The following is a 24,596-nucleotide window of genomic DNA, read 5'->3' as shown; positions in this document are numbered from 1 at the left end:
TTTTCATTGTTATAACTTCCTAAATAATTACTTTTGTTATATTATTAAGGTGAACTCATTCAAAATGAAAACATCTTGCACTTTAAAATTAAATAAAAAGTAATGCGTAAACTTCAAATGGTTGACTTAAAAAGTCAATACGATAAAATTAAGACTACAGTTGATGCTTCAATTCAAGAAGTTTTAGAAACCACAACCTATATCAATGGACCGAAAGTTCATGAATTTCAAAAAAGCTTAGAAGATTATTTAGGTGTAAAGCACGTGATTCCGTGTGCAAATGGAACTGATGCTCTTCAAATTGCTATGATGGGATTGGATTTAAAGCCAGGAGATGAAGTAATTACAGCCGATTTCACTTTTGCGGCTACTGTAGAAGTAATTGCTTTGTTGCAATTAACGCCTGTTTTGGTAGATGTTGATATGTTGAATATGAATATTTCGCTAGACGGAATCCGAAAAGCAATTACACCAAAAACTAAAGCTATTGTTCCTGTCCATTTATTTGGAAGAGCCGCCAATATGGAAGCGATTATGCAAATTGCCAACGAACATAATTTATATGTTATCGAAGATAATGCACAAGCCATTGGAGCTAATTGTCGTTTTTCTGATGGAACAAAAAAGAAAGCCGGAACAGTTGGTCATGTGGGAGCAACTTCTTTTTTTCCTTCAAAAAATTTAGGATGTTATGGTGATGGTGGAGCGATTTTTACGAATGATGATGCTTTGGCTCATACGATTCGTGGTATTGTAAATCACGGAATGTATGTACGTTACCATCACGACGTGGTTGGGGTTAATTCGCGTTTAGATAGTATTCAAGCCGCAGTTTTAAATGCAAAATTGCCATTGTTGGTTAGTTATAATGCCGCCAGACAAAATGCAGCACGAAGTTATTCAAAAGCATTTGAAGGGCATAAAAATATTGTTGCACCAACCATTTGTGAAGTGTGTGATTGTCACGTTTTTCATCAATATACTTTACGAATCATCGATGCTGATAGAAATGCGTTGATGGATCACTTGCAAAGCAAAGGAATTCCGTGTGCTATTTATTACCCAATTCCGTTACATTCTCAAAAAGCGTATGCAGATGTTAGATATAAGGAAGAAGATTTTCCGGTAACAAATCAATTAGTAAAAGAAGTGATTTCTCTTCCAATGCATACTGAATTGGATGATGAACAAATTAAATTTATTACCGATTCAGTTTTAGAATTTTTCAACTAATCATATAAAAAACATGAAAGTACTTGTAACCGGAGGCCTTGGATTTATTGGTTCTCACACTGTTGTAGAATTACAAAATGTAGGTTTTGAACCTGTTATTATCGATAATTTATCAAACTCTTCCATTGAAGTGTTAGATCGAATTACCAACATTACCGGAAAGAAACCACTTTTTGAACAAATGGATTTAAGAGATAAAACTTCGGTACAAAATTTCTTCAAAAAGCACAATGATGTTTCGGGTGTAATTCATTTTGCCGCTTCCAAAGCAGTAGGCGAAAGTGTTGAAAACCCTTTGTTGTATTATGAAAATAACATCAATGCGTTGGTTTATATATTACAAGAATTACAACAAAAAGAAGAAGCTCATTTTATTTTCAGTTCGTCATGCACTGTTTACGGTCAAGCCGAAAAGATGCCAATTACCGAAGATGCATCCGTTCAACCGGCGATGTCGCCTTACGGAAATACAAAACAAATTGGTGAAGAAATTATTTCTGATGTGGTTAAGGTTTCGAATATCAATTCAATTCTTTTACGTTATTTTAATCCGATTGGAGCTCATCCAACAGCAGAAATAGGTGAATTACCGATTGGAGTTCCACAGAATTTAGTACCATTTATAACACAAACCGGAATTGGATTACGACAAGAACTATCTGTTTATGGAGATGATTATCCAACACCTGACGGAACCGCCGTTCGCGATTATATTCACGTAGTCGATTTAGCAAAAGCTCACGTTGTTGCCTTACAACGATTAATCGAAAAGAAAAATTTGTCTAAAATTGAAACGTTCAATTTAGGCACGGGAACCGGAAGTTCTGTTTTGGAAGTAATTACTGCTTTTGAAAAAGTTTCCGGTAAAAAATTGCCTTATAAAATTGTGGGTAGAAGAGAAGGTGATATTACATCGGCTTATGCCAACACAGACAAAGCAAATAATGTTCTAGGCTGGAAAGCACAATCTACGTTAGAAGAAAGTTTGGCGAGTGCTTGGAAATGGGAACAGAAAATAAGAAGTTAAGTTTTAAGCAATCATTCTACAATAACCAATTTAATAAAATAAAAAATCCTCACCTTTTACAGTGAGGATAATTTTTAACTATTCTGAAAGTAATTAGTCTTTTTTCAAAGCCTCTTCCGTTTTATCAGCAGCATTTTCTAGAGCTTCTCCTGTTTTATCAACGGCGTTTTCAACTGCTTCACCAGTTTTGTCAGCTGCATTTTCAATTGCATCTCCGGTTTCGTTTGCAGCATTTTCAATGTCGTTTCCAACAGATTCAACTGCATCTTCTACTTTTTCCTCTGTTGTTTTTTCTTTACAAGAAACAACAAATAAAGCTCCCATCAATACTAATCCTAAAAGTGTTTTTTTCATTTTGTTTATGTTTTAAAAGTTAATAAATCCTAATTATCAAATCAAGTGCCAAACTATTATTAAGCCGAAATTGTCTCCACTTCTTTGTTTATTTTATTCACCAATCCAACCAACACTTTCCCTGGCCCAACCTCTGTAAAGCTTGTGGCACCGTCGGCTATCATCTGTTGAACCGATTGCGTCCATCGCACCGGAGCCGTCAATTGAATAATTAAATTCTTTTTAATTTCTTCCGCATCCGAAACCGCACTCGCTGTTACATTTTGATACACTGGGCAAATCGGTGTAGAAAAAGTCGTCGCTTCAATCGCAGCCGCCAATTCCTCTCTCGCTGGTTCCATCATTGGCGAATGAAAAGCTCCGCCAACAGGCAAAATCAACGCACGTTTTGCACCTGCTTCTTTCATTTTTTCGCAAGCCAGTTCCACCGCTTTATATTCGCCCGAAATCACTAACTGTCCCGGACAATTGTAATTGGCCGCCACCACAACACCATCAATCGAAGCACAAATATCTTCCACAATTTTATCTTCTAAATTCAAAACCGCAGCCATTGTAGAAGGCGTAATTTCACACGCTTTTTGCATGGCCAATGCACGTTTCGAAACCAATTTCAAGCCGTCTTCAAATGACAAAGCTCCATTGGCAACTAAAGCCGAAAATTCGCCTAACGAATGTCCCGCCACCATATCCGGTTTAAAATCGGTCAACGTTTTTGCCAAAATCACCGAATGTAAAAACACCGCTGGTTGTGTGACTTTTGTTTCTTTTAACTCTTCCGCAGAACCCTCAAACATAATGTCTGTAATTCTAAAACCCAAGATTTCATTGGCTTTTTCAAACAATTCTTTGGCCAAAGCCGAGTTTTCATATAAATCTTTACCCATACCGGTAAACTGAGCTCCCTGCCCCGGAAAAACGTATGCTTTCATATTTATTTTAAATTTAGTTCATCAAAGTTATAACAAAAGTACTATTTATTTTTTTTGGAGCCGCAGCGTTTGGGCTTTTTTGGAATCGCAGTTCCCGCTGTCCGTTTCAATCTTTNNAAAGATTGAAACGGACAGCGGGAGCAGAAAGGAAATTACTCGCATTTTTGGAAACAAAAAACCCGACAAATTTGCCGGGTTCAAAATCAATCAATCAAAACAATTACTCCATCGGAATATCCATCAACAAAATTTCTGCATCCGAAGTTGAAGTAATTTCTAATTTTTCTGTATCCCAAACACCTAAAGCATCTCGGGTTTCTAACGTTTGACCGTTAATCGTTACACTTCCGGAAATCACAAACGCATAAACGCCATTTCCTTCTCTTTTTATAGTGTAACTTTCAGTCAATCCTTTTTCAAATTTACCTAAATGAAACCACGCATCTTGATGAATCCAAACACCGGCATCTTCCGGATTTGGCGATAAAATTTGTTGTAATTTGTTTTGTCGATCGTTTACGTCCAACGTAATTTGCTGGTAACGAGGTTCCACATTTTGCTTATTCGGAAACAACCAAATTTGCAATAATTTCGTTCTTTTGTCAGCATTTGGGTTAAATTCACTATGTCTAACTCCGGTTCCCGCACTCATCACTTGAACATCGCCAAATTTGATGGTTTCTGAATTTCCCATACTGTCTTTATGAGCCAAATCACCTTCCAACGGAATAGTTATAATTTCCATATTATCGTGTGGATGCATTCCAAAACCCATTCCACCAGCAACCGTGTCATCATTCAAAACTCTCAAAACACCAAACTGAACTTTATCCGGATTGTACCAATTGGCAAAACTAAAACTGTGGTAAGCATTCAACCATCCGTGATCAGCATGACCTCTTTCATTGGCTTTGTGTAAAACTGTATTTTTCATAACTAATAGATTTGTTGTTATTTACAGTACAAATTTACAACCATAAGAAAGGTTTTGCACTTAATGTAGATTAAGAAATGTTGTCGGTTGTCGGTTGTCAGATTGTAAACTGAGACTGCGACTGCCTACTTCTTAAGCATCCGACTTTTCATCTTACTAAAAAACTCAGGAGTTACACCTATATAAGAAGCAATCTGTTTTTGAGGTACTTTTTGAATGAGTGTTGGATATTTTTTGCAGAATTTTTCAAAACGATCTTCGGCAGATAAACTTAAGTTATCCATCAATCGTTCTTGATGAGCAACCAATGAGTTTTCGGTTAAAATTCTGAAAAAACGTTCCAGTTTTGGAATTTCAAAATACAATTGCTCTTGATTTTCTTTGGACAACAAAACCACTTCCGAATCTTCTAAAACTTCAATAAACAAATTGCCCGGTTTTTGAGAAAGCAAGCTGTACATGTCGCCAATCCACCAACCTTCGCAGGCAAAATGAAGAACATGTTCCACAATATTGTCATTGATGTTGAAACTTCTCAGTAATCCCGAATTGACAAAATAAGAATGTTTGCAAATTTCTCCGGCATTGTGCAAAATGGTTTTTGCTTTGAAGTGGTGAACTTCAATTTTTGATAAAAACAATTGTTCCTCTTCTAAAGTTAAGGAAATGTGTTTAGAAATGTTTTCAAGAATGGATTTCATTAAGTCAAAAATACAATTTTAATTTTATAGAAATGGTATCTTTGAAAGATTGAAATTTAAAGAATGAAAACCGAAAAAGATAAAATGTTAGCCGGCGAAATTTATTTTGCAAATGATAAAGTTTTAGTTGCAGAACGATTACGAGCCAAAAAGTTATTACATAAATTAAATGTGACCGAATATGTAATGAATGGAAATGCAAGAAATATTCTTCATCAACTGATGCCAAACGCTCATAAAAGGCTTTATGTTGAACCGCCATTTCACTGTGATTATGGTTACAATATTTATGCAGGAGAAAATGTGTATTTCAATGTCAACTGTGTCGTTTTAGACACGATGAAAATAACGATTGGTAACAATGTTTTCTTTGGTCCAAACGTTCATGTTTACACAGCAACACATCCGCTAAATCCAATTGAACGACGAACGGTTGAATTTTCCAAACCAGTTTCTATTGGCAATGATTGTTGGATAGGCGGAAATACAGTGATTTGTCCGAGTGTTACAATCGGGAATGGTTGTACAATCGGTGCCGGTTCGGTTGTTACAAAAGATATTCCCGATAATTCATTGGCGGTTGGAAATCCTGCAAAAGTGATAAAAAACTTAGATTTTTAGTAGATGTTAGAGTAAAAATTTATGTTGATTTATGAATGAACAGAAACCATTTTAGCGGCTGTTTCTGCTTTTTTTACAATATCTTCCATCGGAGTTTCTAATGTGTCATTTACCAAGGCAACACCCATTCTTCTGTACGGTCGTGAAGTAGGCTTTCCAAAAATTCTGAAATCTGTTTTAGGCAAAGCAGCAATTTTTTCGATACCGGAATAAGTAGGATGATATGAATTTTCAGCAGCTAAAATTACCGCACTTGCTCCGGCTTTTTCTAAGGTGATTTCAGCGATTGGTAAACTCAAAATGGCTCTTAAATGCAATTCAAATTCATTGAAATTTTGTGTTCCGGCTAAGGTAACCATTCCTGTGTCATGTGGTCTTGGTGATAATTCGGAGAAATAAACGCCTTCATTCGTTAGGAAAAATTCGACTCCAAATAATCCGGCTCCGCCTAAGGATTCTGTCACTTTGCGAGCCATTTCTTGAGCTTCCAAAATGTCTTTTTCTGAAACATTTGCAGGTTGCCAACTTTCTTGATAATCGCCTCGTTCTTGTCGGTGTCCAATCGGAGCACAAAATAAAGTAGGTAAATTATTGTTTTGAGTCACGGTTAATAACGTGATTTCGGAATTAAAATTGACAAAAGCTTCAACGATTACTTCTACCACATCACCACGAGAACCTTCCACAGCATAGTTCCAAGCTTTGGCAATATCTTCGGTTGATTTGATGGTTGATTGTCCTTTTCCGGATGAACTCATCAATGGTTTCACTACACAAGGAATTCCAACTTCTGAAACTGCTTTTTCTAATTCATCTGCTGAAGTGGCATAGCGATAATTTGCCGTTCGTAATCCTAACTCTTTTGCTGCTAAATCACGAATGGCTTTTCGGTTCATAGTGAAATTTGCTGCTTTGGCAGACGGAACAACGTTTATGCCTTGTTTTTCGTAGTCATAAAAGCGTTCTGTTCTAATGGCTTCTATTTCGGGAACGATAAAATCGGGTTGGTGTTTGGCTACAATTCGGTCGAGTTCGGCACCGTCTAGCATATTGATGATTTCAAAACCGTGTGCCACTTGCATTGCGGGAGCATTTTCATAACTATCGACTGCAATGACGGTTTGGCCAATTCGTTGTGCGGCGATGACAAATTCTTTTCCGAGTTCTCCGGAACCGAGTAGGAGGATTTTTGTTTTCATATTTTAATTTAGCAGGGTTTGCGTGAGGGATAGTAGTGGAAAGCCCGCAGCCCAAAGGTTGAGTTTTTGCGGGTTGTGCCGGCGACCAAAGAAGCCGAGCACAACCCGACAAAAACCAACCTTTGGACGAGGACTTGCAACGAACCTGCCTGCCGGCAGGCAGGAAGCCCGACCCTTGTGGTCACGCCAAAGTTATTAAAAAAGCCCCAAGTTTCCTTGAGGCTAACTAAATATTATGATAAAACTCCTTTGATTCTTCGCATTGCTTCGGTGAGTAATTCTTCGCTGGTTGCATAAGAAAATCGAATGCAATCGGGGTTTCCAAAGGCATCTCCGGTTACGGTGGCTACGTTGGCTTCGGCTAACAAATACATCGAGAAATCGGTTGCGTCTTTGATTAAGGTTCCGCGTAATGTTTTTCCAAAGAAGGACGATACATCGGGAAATACATAAAATGCACCTCCCGGAACGTTGATTTTTAGACCCGGAATTTCTTTGATTAAACCTACGACTAAATCTCTTCTTTTATGGAAAGCTTCCACCATGTAATTCAACACTTTTGGGTCGGCATCCACAGCGGCAATCGTAGCTCGTTGAGCAATAGAATTGGCTCCTGAAGTCACTTGGCCTTGCATTTTTGTACACGCTTTCGCGATAAATTCCGGTGCTCCGATGTAACCGATTCTCCATCCTGTCATCGCAAATGCTTTGGCGACACCATTTACTGTAATAGTTCTTTCAAACATTCCCGGAACGGAAGCAATGCTGCAAAAAGTTCCTGAGAAATTAATGTGTTCGTAGATTTCATCGGCTACAACATAAATGTTTGGATACTTTTCCAACACTTTTGCAATGGCTGTAAATTCTTCACGGCTATAAACAGATCCGCTTGGGTTGCAAGGCGAACTGTACCAAATCATCTTGGTTTTTGGTGTGATAGCTTTTTCTAATTGTTCGGCGGTGATTTTAAAATCACTTTCTACGGAAGTTGGGACTTCAACTGGAATTCCTCCTGACATTTTGATGATTTCGTAATAACTCACCCAATATGGAGCGGGTAAAATTACTTCATCACCATCATTCAACATACATTGAGCAATGTTGTAAAGTGATTGCTTTGCACCGGTGGAAACAACAATGTTTGCCGGTTTATAATCTAAATTGTTATCTCTTTTGAATTTTCGACAGATGGCTTCTTTTAGTTCGGCATAACCATCAACAGGCGAATAAGTGCTGTAGTTTTCGTCGATTGCTTTTTTTGCCGCTTCTTTAATAAAGTCGGGCGTGTTAAAATCAGGTTCGCCTAAACTTAAACTGATGATATCTTTTCCTTGAGCTTTTAATTCTCTCGCCAATGCTGCCATAGCTAAGGTTTGAGAAGTAGATAAATTGTTAATTCTATCCGATAACGAATTCATTATAGTTGTGTTTTGTGTGTTTAAATTTTAAAAAGTAATCTGCTTATGCCAGTTGTGGTTCTTGACCCAACTCTTTCAAATGTTTAAAGTGAGCGATAACCGCAGCTCTCATGGTTTTGAATTCGTGATAAGGAAGATTACATTCTTTGGCAGTTTCTCTCACAATATCAGCAATTTTACCGTAGTGAACGTGACTGATATGAGGGAAAATATGGTGTTCGATTTGGTGATTTAAACCACCAGTGTACCAATTTACAATCCAGTTTTTAGGAGCAAAATTAGCAGTCGTGAACAATTGGTGAATTGCCCAAGTATTTTCGATTTCACCATTTTCATCCGGAACAGGATTAGTTGTTTCTTCTACAACGTGAGCTAATTGGAAAACGATGCTTAAAATTAAACCGGCTGTGTAGTGCATTACTGCAAAACCAAGGATAACTTTCCACCAAGTGATTCCCATAACCATTGGTAATACTAACCAAATTGAGAAATAAATCACCTTAGTGATGATTAAAGTAGTCCATAAAATTTTAGGACTTTTAGGTTCACCATATGATAATTTACGTTTCATGTAGGCTCTCATTTGTTTAAAATCAGTAGTGATCGCCCAATTGAATGTTAACAAACCATATAAAAAAACAGAGTAATAATGTTGAAATTTATGAAAATATCTCCATTCAGATTGTTTTGAAAATCGGATAACTCTACCAGCATCTAAATCTTCGTCGTGACCAACTATATTGGTATAAGTATGATGTAAAACATTGTGTTGTACTTGCCAATTGTAAACATTTCCGGCAAGAATATAAATGCTTCCACCCATAATTTTATTTAACCAAGGTTTATTGGAGTACGAACCGTGATTTCCGTCGTGCATAACGTTCATTCCAACTCCGGCCATTCCAACGCCAATTACGACGTTAAGTAATAGATACGTCCAAAATGGCATATCCATAGCCAAAAGGAAGAAGTAAGGTGTTAAGAAAATAGTAAACATCACTATCGTTTTAAGGTGAAGTTTCCAGTTTCCGGTTTTTTGTAGATTATTTTCTTTGAAGTAATTATTAACTCGACTATTAAGCGTTCTAAAAAACTTTAGATTGTCTTCTTTAGAAAATGTGGGAATTGTGGTATTCATGTAATTAAAAATTTTTTCAAAGGTAAGTATTAATATAAATCATAACGTTGAACAAACAATAAAATTTCAACACCAAAATGTTTACTTTTGTTAAAAATAGCACAACATGGAAGAAATTTTAAAGTATTTTCCTAATTTATCTGAAAACCAAGTAGTTCAGTTTGAAAAATTAGGTCAATTGTATCCCGAATGGAATGCCAAAATCAATGTAATTTCCCGAAAGGATATTGATGAATTGTACGTGAAACACGTTTTACATTCATTAGGCATTGCCAAAGTGATGGAATTTCAACCGAAATCGACAGTTTTGGATGTGGGAACCGGCGGTGGTTTCCCCGGAATACCGTTAGCGATTTTGTTTCCGGAAACTCGTTTTTATTTGATTGATGTGATTGCCAAAAAAATAAAAGTAGTCAATGAAGTAGCTACTGCTTTAGGTCTAAAAAATGTAAAAGCCGAACAATTGCGTGCCGAAAATGTCAAAGGAGATTTTGATTTTATCGTAAGCCGAGCCGTAACAAATATGCCTGATTTTGTCTCTTGGATAAAAGACAAAATCAAAAAGCAAAACAACCACGAACTTAAAAACGGAATTTTGTATTTAAAAGGTGGCGATTTAACCGAGGAATTAAAAGATTTTCCTAATGTTACTCAATATAATTTAGCCGATTATTTTTCGGAAGAATTTTTTGAAACGAAGAAAGTGGTGCATTTGCCGTTGAAGTTTAAAGTGTAAAACCACGAATGCACAAATTTATTAGTGCATTCGTGGCTAAATTTTATGATAATAAAATTAATTTTTAATCAACTTCTGCACAAAACTTCTTTCAGCAGATTCAATTTTGATAAAGTAAAATCCGTTTGATAAATTAATTTCTAATTGATGGTTTCCTTCGATAGAAATGTTATTTTGAGAGAAGACTTTTTTACCTGAAGCATCAACAATCGAGATAGTTACGTTTGAAAGTAAGCTTGAACTATACATTTCAATCGTATTTTTAATTGGGTTTTTGATTAAAATATTTTTAGATAAAATTGGTTGTTCAACAGATAAAGGTTCGTTCAAAATTTCATTCAAAGCAAATTCTACATTTCCTGCTGATAACGTCACGTGATCTTCATTTTCTGTTGGTACAAAAGTAGCGACAAAAGGTGTAATTGAAGCATCCGTTACATTTGCATACCAATTCGGATTGGTAATTGCCAATGAACTCAAGGTGGGAATAAAACAAAAACGATCAATTGCTAAATTTGCTAAAAAATCATCTATTGTTGGGTTGCCACTTCCTGCCTCTACAAAATCAGCCATATTAAATAATCCACCAGGAGCAGAATCGAATCCGGAAGAAGTTGCCGGAGAAGCAGCATTCGCTTGGCTGGTTAAAACAGTTACCCAAATAAATATAAATTGTTGTGCTCTAAATCGGCTTACCAATTGATTTGAAACGCCTGCCGGTGGTGTAAAACGAATATCAAAACGTGCTCTTTGCGTGTCGGAGGCATTCACAATATAATCATTTAACACAAACATTCCCGGGGTTCCGGTCATGGTTCCGCTACCGCTTCCGTTGCTGATTGCCACATTTCTGGTTTCTGTTGGAAATCCCATTGCGTTTAATTCATTTTGAAATGCCGTTCTAAAATTCGGAGCACCGGTTGGCAATTGAATGGCATTATCAAACTCGGTCGCACTTCCGGTTTGCAAATGACCGCTGTAATGATCGAGTAACATTTGTTTGGCCGCAGGACTTGACAAAACACTATTCACAATTTCTTGAAGCGTTACATCACCCAACGGACCATTTGCCATATAATTAAAAAGATGTTGAAACCCAATCGGAACATTCGCTCCCAAATGTGGAGAGTCAAACGAAATATACAAACGAGTGTCGTGTTCCATATCGTTTTGTTCCATGTATCGCAAGGCATAACGCGAAATGAGTCCGCCCATACTTGGTCCAATCACGACATTTTTTTCTGTTCCTACTTTTTGAGCATTAATTTGATTGATAAGTTCAACTAAAATCATCGCATTTCGTTGAATAAAATCGGCTCCACCATCAATCACTACTCCGTCTGCGGGAGAGTATTGCGGAAAGTTTAATACAACGATATCAAAACCTTCGTTGCGAACAATATCGGCTAAGTTTTGATCTGTTCCGCCATAATTCAATAAAGAATAAATCAATTCGGTGTTTCTCGTATCGCCAGGATCAAATCCATCAACCAAAAAAATGGGTTTGTCTAAAACTTGGTCAACATTGTCTAAATAAATTTCATATTCGCCTTGACCTAGATAAGGAGCACTTTCGCCAAAACCTTGATATGGAATTGAAGCCGTTATGTTTTGTGCTAAAATTTCATTTCCGTTTCGATTGGCCAAATTTGAACTTCCTTGAACATCGAAAGTTGATTTGATGATTTTACTCTCTCCATTTGTGAATTCAATTTTAAATGAAATTGATTTTTTGCCGGAAGTTGCAAAATCTACTTTGAAAGGTTGATTAACTGAAACCGTTAGCCACAGATCATTCTCAGTAAAACTGATGTAAATGGCTTGAATGTTTTTAGACGTTGTGTTGAAAATATTTTTGTCTTTTAAAATAAATTCAACTGTTTTGTTTTTTGATTTGGAAACCAACGGAGCCATCAACGCAATTTCGTGTTTTTGAAAAGCATCTGCAGATGGATTATTTAAAACAAATTGATTGTTATTTTTAGAAATGATGTTATTTTCTAATGTTTCTGTTTTGATGGTTTCTACTTCGGAAATTAAGATTGAAAGCGGAATTTGTTTAGAAAAAAAAGCATCATCCGCTTCTTTTTTCAACACTTCATAACTGGGTAAACGTTGCAAAAAATCAGCTCGTTGAATTTCGTGATAGACTTGTCTGAAGTACATCGCAGAAATTTCATCCTTTTTGGTTTTTGTAATTTTAGAAATATCAAATACCTGATTATATAAAATCTTAGTTTGCGTGTGTTCTTTCAATAAATCATATTCTCCTTTTTGAGCAAAAGAAAATAAAATTGAAAATAAAGCGAAAAAAGTAATTTTTGTTTTCATTAGCGAGAGATGATTTTTGAGGTTAATTGGTTTATTTCTATCAAATATAAAAAAAAGTCCGAATAGTTAACATTCGGACTTTTAAATTTTTTGATTTATAGTTAATTAACCCAAAAATGGATAGCGGTAATTTTCAGGTGTAACAAACGTTTCTTTGATTGTTCTTGGCGAAACCCAACGCAATAAATTTTGTGCAGAACCCGCTTTGTCATTGGTTCCGGAAGCTCTTGCTCCACCAAAAGGTTGCATTCCAACCACGGCTCCGGTTGGTTTGTCGTTTACGTAGAAGTTTCCGGCACAATTTTCCAGGGCTTGCGTTGCTTCGGTAATGGCGTAACGGTCTTGACTAAACACAGCTCCTGTTAAGGCATATTCTGAAGTTTCATCAATTAATGTTAAGGTTTCTTTCCATTTTTTATCATCGTAAACATAAATGGTTAAAACCGGTCCGAATAATTCGGTTTCCATTGTGGCATATTTTGGATTGGTGGTTAAGATAACCGTAGGTTCGATAAAATAACCAACTGATTTATCATAATTTCCACCGATGATTACTTCGGCATCTTTGTCTTTTTTAGCTTGATCGATGAATTTAGCTAATTTATCAAACGAACCTTCGTGAATTACAGCGGTAAAGAAATTAGAAAAATCTTCGGGCGAACCCATTTTGATGGTTGCCATTTCCAATTTTAATTCGGCTTCAACAGCTGGCCATAAACTTTTTGGAATATAAGCTCTGGAAGCTGCCGAACATTTTTGTCCTTGAAATTCAAAAGCTCCGCGAATTAATCCGGTGGCTACTTGTTTTACATTGGCACTTGGATGAGCGACAACGAAATCTTTTCCGCCTGTTTCGCCAACGATTCTTGGGTAGGTTTTGTATTTGTGAATGTTGGTTCCGATTTTTTTCCAGATTTCTTTGAAAACAAATGTTGAACCGGTGTAATGAACTCCGGCAAAATCTGCGTGATCAAAAATAGTATCGGAAATCATCACAGCATCTCCAAAAACAACGTTGATTACACCATCAGGAACTCCGGCTTCTTTAAAAACATCGATGATGATTTTTGCTGAAAATACTTGACTATCACTTGGTTTCCAAATCACAACGTTGCCCATCATTGCTGCACTAGCAGGAAGATTGGCGGCAATTGCGGTAAAGTTAAAAGGTGTGATGGCATACACAAAACCTTCTAACGGACGGTATTCTACACGGTTCCAAACCGAAGAATCGGAAGCGGGTTGATCGTTATAAATTTGCGTCATGAATTCGACATTGTATCGCAAAAAGTCAATTAATTCACACGAAGCATCAATTTCAGCTTGGTGAATGGTTTTGGATTGAGCGATCATTGTGGCGGCATTGATTTTAGCACGATACGGTCCGGCAATCAATTCGGCTGCTTTTAAGAAAATAGCGGCACGTTGTTCCCACGGCATAGCTGCCCATGCTTTTCTAGACTCTAATGCGTTTGCGATTGCTTTTTCTACGTGACTTTTTTCGGCTAAATGATAGGTTCCCACGATGTGTTTATGATCGTGTGGTGCGGTCATATTGCGGGTATTTTTGGTGCGAATTTCTTCGCTACCTATATATAATGGTACATCGATTTTGCTGTTCCACATTTCTTTGTAAGCCATTAAAACAGCTGCTTTTTCAGGACTGTTGGGAGCGTATGATTTTACGGGTTCGTTAATTGCTTTGGGTACGTGAAAAAATCCTTTTAACATAAGTGTGTTGTTTGATTATTAGACATTTTGGTAATTATATAATTCTTTCTGTGTGAATTATGTAATAGAACACAAAAGTACAAAGGTTTTTTTGAATTTTTGATAACTGTGTTTGTATTTTAGGGAATTGTTAGGACTCCCGACTAGCCCCGATAGAAGTGGACCATGCCTACCGGTAGGCAGGAAGCCTTTTGCAGGATTGTTGCATTTTTTCTTGGTAAAAAAGAGCGACCTTGGGAGCTACTTTTTTGCCATAGAAAAAAGCAACAAGACAAAAAAGCTTGCAACGGATAGCGGGAAATAGCTTCTGGAAATTAATTTAAAGCAAATGGAGCTCCTAACTTGAAAGTAGGTACAATGACTCTGAAATTGCGGGTTGACGTGAAATTAATCATATTAAAATGACCTCGCATGGCTCCAAAAGGCGACGACAATAAACAACCTGAACTGTAGGTGTGACTTTCGCCGGGTTTTAGAACGGGTTTTTTTCCGATAACTCCTTCGCCGTCAACGATTTCTTTGTGGTTGAGTGAGTCAAAAATTTCCCAATGCCGCGACATTAATTGTACGGAATCTTTGCTGTGGTTTTCGATGGTAATGTGGTAACTAAAGGCAAAATGAAGCTTGTAGTTCTTGAAGTAAGTGCCTTCAAAACTAGTAGTAACTGAAATTTTTATGCCTCTTGTTATTTGTGAAACCATAATTTAATACAACAAAAATCCTATAAATAAAACCAAAAGTGCTACAAATGAAGCAGTTGTTGGTAATAGAAAGTTCAAAATTACAAATTTTAAAATTGTTTTCCACCTACTTTGTTGATAAAAATTTCTTAATGCTTTGTAAAAATAAATGGGCGTTATGATTAGAAATATCCAACCTAAGTCTAAACCTGTTAGTAATCCGATAATTTCTACTACAAATATGATTAAAAACATGAATGTCATAAAATTGAAGACAAAAACCATGTGTTCTGCGTAGGATAATTTTTTTCTGTAATATAAAACAGCAAATACAATTGTTAAAAAGGGTAAAGAAATAAATAAAATAAATGGCAGTTTGTCTAACAAATAATCAAAAAATAGCTCAAAACCGTTTTTGCCAAAATTGTCCTCTTCATTCAATTTTTTAAATTGATAGGTTTTTTTGAGTAAATACAAATTCCATTTTGATTTTTCATGTTTTAGTGAATCGAGAATCTTTGGCGGATAAGTTGTTTTAGAATGGTCAAAAAAATTGGCATATGTTTGAACTTTTCGAGACGTTCTCTTTAAAAAACCAAAACCTGCAATTTGTTTTTCGGTGTAAAATTTTTGCTTTTTTAAGGTATCCTTTTTTATTTTAATATTATTGTTGCCAAGGCTGATTTGAACGGGTGATTTTGGGTCGTTTAAATCGAGTGAATCTTTAGTTGTTTTTGTAGAATCTTTTTCTTGACTATTTTGTTCGCTTTTTTTGATGATAGTCTGGTCCAAATCAACAATTGTCTCTTCGCTGAACTTGGTAACCAAACCGCTGAAAATAAAATAGATTAGCGATACGCTTAAATAAAACCGAAACGGATTGGCATATGTTTGCCGTTTACCATCAATAAATTCTTTTGCAGCTTTGCCGGGTTTGGTAAAAAGTTTTATGATGGTATTTTTTACCTTGGAGTCATAGGCATAAAAATTAGCCAAAAACTCATCTACAAAGTCTTTTAGACTTAGTCTTTTGGTGGTGTTTTTTTGTCCGCAATTGGGGCAAAATTTATCTGAAATGTCTAGCGGATGATTACAGTTTAAGCATTTTAATCCGCGGTAATTTTTAATTTCTCTTGTAGATTCAGACATATATTATTTGATAATATCAACCGAACTTGCCATTCCTTTACCGATTACGCGGTCAAAACGATCGTTGTTGGCACGGTAATAAACTATACAAAAATAATTATTTTCCGTTTGAAAAAAGTTGCCATCTAATGCATTCTCAAAATCTACTAGGCCATTAGAATCGGCTAATGTGTATTCATAATTTGTAAAACCTTGTTTAACAATCAAGGCTTTTTCATAGATGCCTTTTTCTTTATTATAATCCATTTTATATTCCGGTGTCAAAGCATAATTGTTGAACATTCCGGTAATATAAATATCCTTTTTACCATAATAAGTCGGAGCACTTAGAGTAAAAAACACCCATGAATAATCAGCTTCCACGTTAACATTTTCTCTTGCACCCACGTTGTTAATCAAAAAGTTTCCGTTATAGTCAGGAAAATAAGTGTATTCTAAGTTTCCTCTGCTGGCATTAGGCATTAAATAGGTATTATAAATTCCTTTTAATTCAATATAACGAACATTGTTCACTGCATTTCGAATGTCTTTGTTTTCATAAAACAAAAATTCATTTCCTGCCCAAAACTGGGTTTCTTTATCGTATTTATAAATCAAATCGTTGCCTAATGTAAACATTGGTTTTACGTTGGTAATGGCGGTGTTCCAAATCCCATTTTTCAACAACATAATTTTAATATTCTGAATCGGATTCTGCAACAACATATTGTTAGGCAAAATCGAAAATTCTAAATTGTGCTTCTGATTCAAAACCCGCACATCACGAGCACTTTTCACTTGCATTGGAACCGAAACCAAATCTTCATATAAAATAAACTTTCTTGAAAAAACCAATTCCTGACTGTTGTTAAAGATTTTCAACATATAATTTCCACTCACTTTAAAACCTTTAGTAAACTGATTAGGAAATGAAACTCTGTAATGCGAATACAATTGCAACGTATTGAAAGAATTTTCATAATCTATAATGCGTTGATTGTCCAATCCCACAATATATTCATTCAAATTCAACTGCGATTTTGTCCAATTATAATCGCAATGCGTGATTGTGTAATAGTAGTTTGCTTCATCGCCATACAAATCATCAAAAACAAATTGAAAAGGATCACCCAACCTAAAAATCGGAATCGCATTAATGTTATTCTGAATAAACGTAGCCGTTTTAATGTTATAAGGCGGAGCAATTTCTTGTTCAATTTGAGCCAAAGAAACAGAACAGATACAACAAAAAACGAGTAAAAAAAGGTTTCGCATGAGAGAATTTTTTAATCAAAAGGTAAATATACTATTTATTTGCTAACATAAAAGATGCCACATAATTTTCCGATAGAATATTTTTTAAATTTTTTGGAGCGAAAGGTTCGGGCATTATCAGCTAGCCATGTTCCCGCTTTTCGCCATAGTTTTTGTTCTGAACACCAGAACAAAAAGCTATTGGCTTCAATCGGGGCTGAGGAGGAATTCATTAAAAGTGAATCATTTCGATTGAAAATCAAATCGTTATTTAGAATTAATATAAATAAATGAAAAACCATTAGACATTTGTTAATCATGTCGCTCAATTGTTATTTAATTTTTAAATTTGCACCGTTTAAAATTATGTAAAACTATTTACTAATCATATCTTCATAAAATATGTCAAAAGACATTCGAATCAAGAAAGGGTTAGACTTAAAACTCGTTGGAGAGGCAGAAGCAAAAGTTGATGCAACTTCACGATCACAAGTTTATTCCATAAAGCCTTCTGATTTTCATAAAGTTACACCAAAACTGGTGCTTAAAGAAGGAGCCGAAGTTAAAGCAGGAGAAGTCATTTTTTATTCCAAAAACGATGAAGCAGTAAAGTTTGTTTCCCCCGTTTCCGGAAAAATTAGTGAAATCAAGCGTGGAGAAAAAAGAGTTATTTTGGAAATCAACATTCTAGCCGATGCACAAGACACTTTTGTGGAGCACGGAAAGAAAAATCCAAAAGAAATGTCAGCAGAACAAGTAAAATCACATTTACTTGCTTCAGGATGTTGGCCTTTCATCAAACAACGTCCGTATGATGTTGTAGCAACTTCCACCGATACTCCAAAAGCAATTTTTATTTCTGCTTATAATTCGGCACCCTTATCTGCCGATGTTGAAGTGGCTTTAAAAGATAAATTAACTCAATTTCAAGCCGGAGTTGATGCTTTATCAAAATTAACCCAAGGAAAAGTTCATCTTTCGGTAAACGGAAAAGTAAATTCAATTTTCAGTTCTGTTTCGGGAGTAGAATTACATAAAGTTTTTGGTCCGCATCCATCAGGAAACGTTGGTGTTCAAATTTCCAAAATTGACCCAATCAATGCAGGAGAAAGAGTTTGGATTGTTGCACCACAAGACGTTGCCATCATTGGTGATTTATTTTTAACCGGAAAATTTGATGCAACCAAAGTAATTGCATTAACCGGTTCAGAAGTAACAAAACCACAATATTATACCGTTCGAATTGGAGCTCAAATGAAAGAAATTGTTTCCGGAAAATTAGCTTCAGATAATGTTCGAATCATTTCCGGTGATGTTTTCACAGGCGATAAAGTTTCAGCAAACGGAAATTTAGGCTATTATTCAAACACTGTAACGGTTATTCCGGAAGGAAATCAATACAGAATGTTTGGTTGGTTGCCATTTGCAGGAGCAAATAAACACAGTATGCAACGTACAGCTTTGTCTTGGTTAATGCCGGGGAAAAAATATGTTGCTGATACAAATTTAAACGGTGAAGAGCGTGCATTAGTTGTAACTGGCGAAATGGAAAAAGTAATGCCGTTGGATATTTATCCAATGCAATTGCTAAAAGCTTGTTTAGCAAATGACATCGATAAAATGGAAAGTTTAGGAATCTACGAAGTAGCTCCTGAAGATTTTGCTTTGATAGATTACACGAATACTTCTAAATTAGAAGCTCAAGTAATTATCAGAGAAGCATTAGATTTAATGATTAACGAAGTAGGTTAAAAATATAGCTATGAAGTTTTTAAGAGATAAAATAGACCAAATAAAAAAGCCTTTCGGAAAAGGTGAAAAATTGGAAAAATTTGCACCGGCTGTCAATGCATTGGACACATTTTTATATGTTCCAAATCACACAACTAAGCACGGAGCTCACATTAGAGATGCAGTAGATTTAAAGCGTACCATGATTACGGTAGTTTTGGCTTTAATTCCTGCATTAATTTTTGGAACTTGGAATGCAGGTTACCAAAGTTTGTCGCAAATTCAAGAAGTAGTTCCATTTATGGATGCTTTGGTTCACGGAATGTGGAAAGTATTGCCTATGATCGCCGTTTCTTACGGAGTTGGATTAGGAATTGAATTCTACTTTGCCATAGTAAGAGGTCACGAAGTAAACGAAGGATACTTAGTAACCGGATTGTTAATTCCGATGATCATGCCAATCGACTTACCATTATGGATGTTGGCTTTATCTGTTATTTTTGCAGTAATTATCGGTAAAGAAGCCTTCGGAGGAACCGGTATGAACATATTAAACCCTGCATTAACCGCTAGAGCATTTGCCTTTTTTGCTTATCCAACTTATATGTCTGGAGATAAAGTTTGGGTTTCAGATGCCACTACAACGGATGCAATTTCTGGAGAAACAATTTTAGGAAAATTAGCTGCTGGGCAAGAAGCAGGTTATGATACGTGGAGTATGTTTGCGGGAACCATTCCGGGATCTATTTCAGAAACATCTGTACTTTGGATTCTAGTTGGTGCCGCCATTTTAGTCATCACCGGAGTTGGAAGTTGGAGAATCATTGTCAGCGGATTTTTAGGAGCTGCGTTTACCGCTTTCTTATTCGAATTATGGGGGGCAAATCCTTTAATGAACTTTGGTATGAGCCACCTATTAGTAGGAGGTTTAGCATTTGGTATCGTATTTATGGCAACAGATCCTGTATCTGCCGCTCAAACAACCAGAGGAAAATGGATATATGGGTTTTTAATTGGATTCTTTAGTATTTTAATTAGAGTTTTCAATCCGGCTTATCCGGAAGGTGTGATGATGGCGATATTATTATTGAATGTATTTGCACCAACCATCGACCATTATGTGGTGGAAGGTAACGTCAAAAGAAGAAAGAAAAGAGTTGCTAAACAATTAAAAACTGCTTAATCATGGATAGAAATAGTAACGGATATACGTTTTTATTTGCCGGAATTATGGTGGTAGTCGTGGGAGCTTTGTTAGCTTTTGCAGCTACTTCATTAAAGCCGATGCAAGATGTTAACGTAAGAAATGAAAAAATGCAAAATATTCTAACTACTGTAGGAGTTACCGGAATCAGTAGAGAAGAGGCACAAGCAAAATTTGATGAAGTAATCAAAAGTGGTTATTTAATTAATGCCGATGGTACTGCAACTGAAGATAGACAGAAAACGTTTGAAATTGATTTAAAAACGGAAGTAAAGAAAGATGTAGCTCAACAAAAATTTCCACTATTTGTAGCTGAGAAAGATGGAGAAACTTTTTACATCATTCCGCTTCGTGGAGCAGGTCTTTGGGATGCAATTTGGGGTTATGTTTCTTTAGAAAAAGATATGAATACGGTAAAAGGTGTTGTTTTTGATCACAAAGGTGAAACACCTGGTTTAGGAGCTGAAATTACTCAGCCTTGGTTTTTAGATCGTTTTGTAGGTGAAAAAATATTTACAACCGAAGGTGAATTAGTTGGAATTGAAGTAAAGAAAGGATACACTGGCGGAAACGATAAAGACGATAATAAAGTAGATGCAATCTCTGGTGCAACGATTACCGGCGATGGAGTATCAGCGATGATCAAAGAAAGATTATCTCATTACGGAAATTATTTTTCCAGTCAAAAATCTAAACTTGCACTAAAAAATTAGCATTATGTCAGAAGAAAAAGAACCGTTGTTCTCAAAGAAAAATAGAACATTGTTGTCTGATCCATTCAATGATAACAATCCAATCACCGTTCAAGTATTAGGAATTTGTTCTGCGTTAGCAATTACTGTTCAGTTAAAACCGGCTATCGTTATGGCAATTTCGGTATTAGTAGTTTTGGCAGCCAGTAACGTAATTGTATCGTTAATCAGAAATTTAATTCCAAACAGAATTAGAATTATCGTTCAACTTGTAATTGTTGCTTCGTTAGTAATTTTAGTTGACCAAGTTTTGAAAGCATTTGCCTATGATGTTAGTAAACAATTATCAGTATTCGTAGGTTTAATTATTACCAACTGTATCGTAATGGGACGTCTGGAAGCTTTTGCTTTAGGAAATGGACCATGGAAATCATTTTTAGACGGAATTGGTAATGCTTGGGGTTACGGAGTAATCTTAATTGTAGTAGCGTTTTTCCGTGAATTACTTGGTTCTGGCAAATTGTTAGGTTATGAAGTTTTAGGAAATGTTACTGATAAAACCGGACTATATGCTTACGGATATGAAAATAACGGTTTGATGTTATTATCGCCAATGGCATTAATAGTAGTTGGAATCATCATATGGATTCAACGTTCAAAAAACCGTAAATTAATTGAAAAACACTAATCATAGCTTAGCTATTAAATTATTATAACATGCAAGAATTAGCAAGTTTATTTGTAAAAAGTATTTTCATCGAAAATATGATTTTCGCCTACTTCTTAGGAATGTGTTCCTATTTAGCGGTATCAAAAACAGTTAAAACAGCCGTTGGTTTAGGTGTTGCTGTAATTTTCGTATTAGCGATAACAGTTCCAATCAACTACTTATTGGATAATTATTTATTAAAACAAGGAGCATTAGCTTGGTTAGGTGAAGATTATGCCTCTTTGGATTTAAGTTTCCTTAGTTTCATTATGTTCATCGCCGTAATTGCTTCGATGGTGCAATTAGTTGAAATGGTTGTTGAAAAATTTGCACCGGCACTTTACGGAGCTTTAGGTATCTTCCTTCCATTAATCGCAGTTAACTGTGCAATTTTAGGAGGTTCGTTATTTATGCAACAAAAAGATTTCGGAGGAATTTCCGAAGCAGTAACTTATGGTTTAGGTTCAGGTATCGGATGGTTTTTAGCCATCTTAGCCATTGCTGCCATTCGTGAAAAAATTGCTTATTCACACGTTCCTGCTCCATTACGTGGATTAGGTATTACTTTCCTCATTACAGGTTTAATGGCGATTGGTTTTATGAGTTTTATGGGAATTAAAATATAATTAAATAAGATACAATATAATGAATACACCAGTAATCTTAGCCAGTGTTGTAGTTTTCCTAGTCATCGTTTTCCTTTTAGTGGGAATGTTGTTAGGAGCCAAATCAAAATTACTTCCATCCGGTCCGGTAAAAATTAAAATTAACGGAGAAAACGAATTAGAAGTAGAATCTGGAAATACACTACTTACTACACTTGGAAACAGTAAAATATTTCTTCCATCTGCCTGTGGTGGCGGTGGAACTTGTATACAATGTAAATGTATTGTAACGAATGGAGGAGGATCAATTCTTCCAACAGAAGAACCACATTTTACAAGAAAAGAAATTGCCGAAGGATGGCGATTGGGTTGTCAAGTGAAAGTAAAAAACAATATGGTTATCGAAGTACCTGAGGAGGTTTTCGGCATCAAAAAATTTGAAGCAAAAGTATATTCAAATTATAACGTTGCTTCGTTTATTAAAGAATTCATTGTTGAATTACCGGACGATATGCATTATGAAGCAGGCGGATATATTCAAATTGAAATTCCTAAATGTGAAGTAAAATATTCCGATATTGATATTACTGCTCATCCGGAAGAACATCCTGGTGAACCTGATAAATTTAAAGCAGAATGGGATAAATTCAATTTATGGCCATTAGTGATGAAAAACACTGAATTGGTTGAAAGAGCCTATTCAATGGCTTCTTACCCGGCAGAAGGAAGAAAAATTATGCTAAATGTTCGTGTGGCTACGCCGCCTTGGGACAGAGCTAAAAATGGTTGGACATCGGTTAACCCTGGAATTGCATCATCATACATTTTCTCAAGAAAAGCAGGTGATCCTGTAATTGTATCTGGACCTTATGGAGAATTTTTTATCAATGAAAGTGAAGCAGAAATGTTGTATGTTGGAGGTGGTGCCGGAATGGCTCCAATGCGTTCACATTTATATCACCTATTCAGAACTGTAAAAACAGGAAGAAAAGTGACCTATTGGTATGGTGGTCGTTCAAAACGGGAATTATTCTATGTTGATCATTTTAGAGCTTTAGAAAAGGATTTCCCGAACTTTAAATTCTACATGGCTTTGTCTGAACCATTACCGGAAGATAACTGGAAAGTAAAAGACGGAACAAGTGGAGAAGGCGATGGTTTTGTTGGATTTATTCACAACGTTGTAATTGATAATTACTTATCTAAACACGAAAATCCGGAAGATATTGAGTTGTATTTCTGTGGTCCACCAATGATGAACAATGCTGTTCAAAAAATGGGTGAAGATTTCGGAATGCCACCGGAAAACATTCGTTTTGATGACTTTGGAGGATAGTCCAATTTTAATAAAATACTTAAACCGATTCAGAAATGAATCGGTTTTTTTATTTTTAGTAAAGTTTTTTAGCATAAATTTGTTAATATTTATACACACATATTATTTATTATGAAAAAAACATTCAAAATCGCAGCTCTATCACTATTGATGGCTGCAGCAGTTGTTTCTTGTAAAAAGAAAGCAACTGAGCCTGTTTCAGTTGAAACACCAGTTGAAGTTGTTGAACCAGCTCCAGTAGAACCCATTCAAGTTGAAACTGTTTCTGCAGTTTCTCCCGAAGTAGTGCAAAAAGTAAATGATGCTTTAAAGGATTTTCCTAACGTTAAAGCAGAAGTTGTTAATGATGAACTTACCATTACTGGAAAGGTTACTCCAGATCAAGCCAGAGCAATCAAAATGTCTATTGATGCATTAAAAGTTGGTAAAGTAAATTATAACTATACTAATTAATTCAAACTATGACATTATCCAATAAATATGCAAGTGTTGTAGCAGCTGCTCAATCTGCAGGAATTAATAATTTACAAGTAGTAGAACAAGATGGTATTCTTTATGTTTCCGGAACTACTGCATATAATAAATCAAAAGATGCTGTTTGGGATGCATTAGGACTAATTGACCCAAATTTTTCGGCAAGTGATATTAATGTTGATGTTCAAGTAGCTGGATTAGTTCCCGGTACAACTTTAGTTGTAGCTACTGAAAGCAGTAACTTAAATATTAGAAGAGAACCTTCCACAGAAGGATCAATTGTTGGTAAAGCTGCAAAAGGCGAAGTGGTTACTTTAGTTGAACAAACGTCAGACGAGTGGTGGATAATCAGAACCAAAGACGGCGAAGAAGGTTATGCTTACGCAAGATATTTGAGAGCATAATTTTTTAATAAAAACGATATAAAC

Annotated in this window: 24 protein-coding genes; 12 read left to right on the top strand and 12 right to left on the bottom strand. The window is 35.7% G+C overall.

What is annotated here, in order from left to right; all coding sequences use genetic code 11:
- Nucleotides 1–102 precede the first annotated feature (102 nt).
- Together B4N66_RS02680 and galE are read left to right on the top strand one after the other, a co-directional pair.
- Nucleotides 103–1,233 (top strand): DegT/DnrJ/EryC1/StrS family aminotransferase, encoded by a 1,131-nt coding sequence (locus tag B4N66_RS02680; protein ID WP_291092197.1) that lies wholly within the window; start codon nt 103–105, stop codon nt 1,231–1,233.
- Nucleotides 1,234–1,246: 13 nt separating this feature from the next.
- Nucleotides 1,247–2,260: a UDP-glucose 4-epimerase GalE gene (gene galE, locus B4N66_RS02675; RefSeq protein ID WP_291092196.1), complete on the top strand. Its 1,014-nt coding sequence runs from the start codon at nt 1,247–1,249 to the stop codon at nt 2,258–2,260.
- 93 nt (nt 2,261–2,353) lie between these two features.
- Here the strand turns inward: galE and B4N66_RS02670 are convergent, their stop codons facing one another.
- The 4 genes from B4N66_RS02670 to B4N66_RS02655 all read right to left on the bottom strand — a co-directional run bounded on the left by B4N66_RS02670 (nt 2,354) and on the right by B4N66_RS02655 (nt 5,181).
- On the bottom strand, nt 2,354–2,614 hold the full coding sequence (locus B4N66_RS02670; RefSeq protein WP_291092195.1) for a hypothetical protein: 261 nt from the start codon (nt 2,612–2,614) through the stop codon (nt 2,354–2,356).
- A gap of 59 nt (nt 2,615–2,673) precedes the next feature.
- Nucleotides 2,674–3,546: an ACP S-malonyltransferase gene (fabD, locus tag B4N66_RS02665; RefSeq protein ID WP_291092194.1), complete on the bottom strand. Its 873-nt coding sequence runs from the start codon at nt 3,544–3,546 to the stop codon at nt 2,674–2,676.
- 220 nt (nt 3,547–3,766) lie between these two features.
- The gene (locus B4N66_RS02660) at nt 3,767–4,480 is read right to left on the bottom strand and encodes a pirin family protein (protein ID WP_291092193.1); all 714 of its coding nucleotides are present in this window, start codon (nt 4,478–4,480) and stop codon (nt 3,767–3,769) included.
- A 125-nt stretch (nt 4,481–4,605) separates the two neighbouring features.
- Nucleotides 4,606–5,181 carry a Crp/Fnr family transcriptional regulator gene (locus B4N66_RS02655; protein ID WP_291092192.1) on the bottom strand — a complete coding sequence of 192 codons (576 nt, stop codon included), beginning with the start codon at nt 5,179–5,181 and terminating at the stop codon, nt 4,606–4,608.
- A 63-nt stretch (nt 5,182–5,244) separates the two neighbouring features.
- On the opposite strand from B4N66_RS02655, the gene B4N66_RS02650 reads away from it, so the two are divergent.
- Nucleotides 5,245–5,802: a sugar O-acetyltransferase gene (locus tag B4N66_RS02650; RefSeq protein ID WP_291092191.1), complete on the top strand. Its 558-nt coding sequence runs from the start codon at nt 5,245–5,247 to the stop codon at nt 5,800–5,802.
- A 29-nt stretch (nt 5,803–5,831) separates the two neighbouring features.
- Here the strand turns inward: B4N66_RS02650 and purT are convergent, their stop codons facing one another.
- The 3 genes from purT to B4N66_RS02635 form a co-directional block, all read right to left on the bottom strand.
- Nucleotides 5,832–7,001 carry a formate-dependent phosphoribosylglycinamide formyltransferase gene (purT, locus tag B4N66_RS02645; RefSeq protein WP_291092190.1) on the bottom strand — a complete coding sequence of 390 codons (1,170 nt, stop codon included), beginning with the start codon at nt 6,999–7,001 and terminating at the stop codon, nt 5,832–5,834.
- A 233-nt stretch (nt 7,002–7,234) separates the two neighbouring features.
- The gene (locus B4N66_RS02640; protein WP_291092189.1) at nt 7,235–8,419 is read right to left on the bottom strand and encodes a pyridoxal phosphate-dependent aminotransferase; all 1,185 of its coding nucleotides are present in this window, start codon (nt 8,417–8,419) and stop codon (nt 7,235–7,237) included.
- A gap of 43 nt (nt 8,420–8,462) precedes the next feature.
- The gene (locus B4N66_RS02635; protein ID WP_291092188.1) at nt 8,463–9,557 is read right to left on the bottom strand and encodes a fatty acid desaturase family protein; all 1,095 of its coding nucleotides are present in this window, start codon (nt 9,555–9,557) and stop codon (nt 8,463–8,465) included.
- Between the two features lie 106 nt (nt 9,558–9,663).
- Between B4N66_RS02635 and rsmG the strand changes: the two genes are divergently transcribed.
- A complete protein-coding gene (rsmG, locus tag B4N66_RS02630; protein WP_291092187.1) occupies nt 9,664–10,293 on the top strand; it encodes a 16S rRNA (guanine(527)-N(7))-methyltransferase RsmG in 630 nt (209 codons plus the stop codon).
- A gap of 57 nt (nt 10,294–10,350) precedes the next feature.
- On the opposite strand, the gene B4N66_RS02625 is transcribed toward rsmG, so the two are convergent.
- The 5 genes from B4N66_RS02625 to B4N66_RS02605 form a co-directional block, all read right to left on the bottom strand.
- A complete protein-coding gene (locus B4N66_RS02625) occupies nt 10,351–12,624 on the bottom strand; it encodes a T9SS type A sorting domain-containing protein (RefSeq protein ID WP_291092186.1) in 2,274 nt (757 codons plus the stop codon).
- Between the two features lie 105 nt (nt 12,625–12,729).
- The gene (pruA, locus tag B4N66_RS02620; protein WP_291092185.1) at nt 12,730–14,355 is read right to left on the bottom strand and encodes an L-glutamate gamma-semialdehyde dehydrogenase; all 1,626 of its coding nucleotides are present in this window, start codon (nt 14,353–14,355) and stop codon (nt 12,730–12,732) included.
- 314 nt (nt 14,356–14,669) lie between these two features.
- Entirely contained in the window at nt 14,670–15,056 is a 387-nt protein-coding gene (gene apaG / locus B4N66_RS02615; RefSeq protein WP_291092184.1) for a Co2+/Mg2+ efflux protein ApaG, read from the bottom strand.
- A gap of 3 nt (nt 15,057–15,059) precedes the next feature.
- Nucleotides 15,060–16,184: a DUF3667 domain-containing protein gene (locus B4N66_RS02610; protein WP_291092183.1), complete on the bottom strand. Its 1,125-nt coding sequence runs from the start codon at nt 16,182–16,184 to the stop codon at nt 15,060–15,062.
- A gap of 3 nt (nt 16,185–16,187) precedes the next feature.
- Complete coding sequence (locus B4N66_RS02605) at nt 16,188–17,438, bottom strand: DUF5103 domain-containing protein (RefSeq protein WP_291092182.1); 1,251 nt, start codon at nt 17,436–17,438, stop codon at nt 16,188–16,190.
- Between the two features lie 381 nt (nt 17,439–17,819).
- On the opposite strand from B4N66_RS02605, the gene B4N66_RS02600 reads away from it, so the two are divergent.
- The 8 genes from B4N66_RS02600 to B4N66_RS02565 all read left to right on the top strand — a co-directional run bounded on the left by B4N66_RS02600 (nt 17,820) and on the right by B4N66_RS02565 (nt 24,572).
- Entirely contained in the window at nt 17,820–19,169 is a 1,350-nt protein-coding gene (locus B4N66_RS02600; RefSeq protein ID WP_291092181.1) for a Na(+)-translocating NADH-quinone reductase subunit A, read from the top strand.
- A 10-nt stretch (nt 19,170–19,179) separates the two neighbouring features.
- The gene (locus B4N66_RS02595; protein ID WP_291092180.1) at nt 19,180–20,331 is read left to right on the top strand and encodes an NADH:ubiquinone reductase (Na(+)-transporting) subunit B; all 1,152 of its coding nucleotides are present in this window, start codon (nt 19,180–19,182) and stop codon (nt 20,329–20,331) included.
- Nucleotides 20,332–20,333: 2 nt separating this feature from the next.
- A complete protein-coding gene (nqrC, locus tag B4N66_RS02590) occupies nt 20,334–21,065 on the top strand; it encodes an NADH:ubiquinone reductase (Na(+)-transporting) subunit C (RefSeq protein ID WP_291092179.1) in 732 nt (243 codons plus the stop codon).
- Nucleotides 21,066–21,069: 4 nt separating this feature from the next.
- Nucleotides 21,070–21,732: an NADH:ubiquinone reductase (Na(+)-transporting) subunit D gene (locus tag B4N66_RS02585; RefSeq protein WP_248435618.1), complete on the top strand. Its 663-nt coding sequence runs from the start codon at nt 21,070–21,072 to the stop codon at nt 21,730–21,732.
- 29 nt (nt 21,733–21,761) lie between these two features.
- Complete coding sequence (gene nqrE, locus B4N66_RS02580) at nt 21,762–22,379, top strand: NADH:ubiquinone reductase (Na(+)-transporting) subunit E (protein WP_248435616.1); 618 nt, start codon at nt 21,762–21,764, stop codon at nt 22,377–22,379.
- Nucleotides 22,380–22,398: 19 nt separating this feature from the next.
- Nucleotides 22,399–23,694, top strand: a complete 1,296-nt coding sequence (gene nqrF, locus B4N66_RS02575; protein WP_291092178.1) for an NADH:ubiquinone reductase (Na(+)-transporting) subunit F — start codon at nt 22,399–22,401, stop codon at nt 23,692–23,694.
- A gap of 111 nt (nt 23,695–23,805) precedes the next feature.
- Nucleotides 23,806–24,147 (top strand): transporter, encoded by a 342-nt coding sequence (locus B4N66_RS02570; RefSeq protein ID WP_291092177.1) that lies wholly within the window; start codon nt 23,806–23,808, stop codon nt 24,145–24,147.
- Between the two features lie 8 nt (nt 24,148–24,155).
- Nucleotides 24,156–24,572, top strand: a complete 417-nt coding sequence (locus tag B4N66_RS02565; protein WP_291092176.1) for an SH3 domain-containing protein — start codon at nt 24,156–24,158, stop codon at nt 24,570–24,572.
- The last annotated feature ends 24 nt before the right edge of the window (nt 24,573–24,596 follow it).

Origin of the sequence: Flavobacterium sp. UBA2787 (assembly GCA_002352205.1) — a bacterium.
GTDB lineage: Bacteria > Bacteroidota > Bacteroidia > Flavobacteriales > Flavobacteriaceae > Flavobacterium.
Note: the sequence above shows the minus strand (reverse complement) of the source record. Positions and strands in the feature narration are given on the sequence as shown.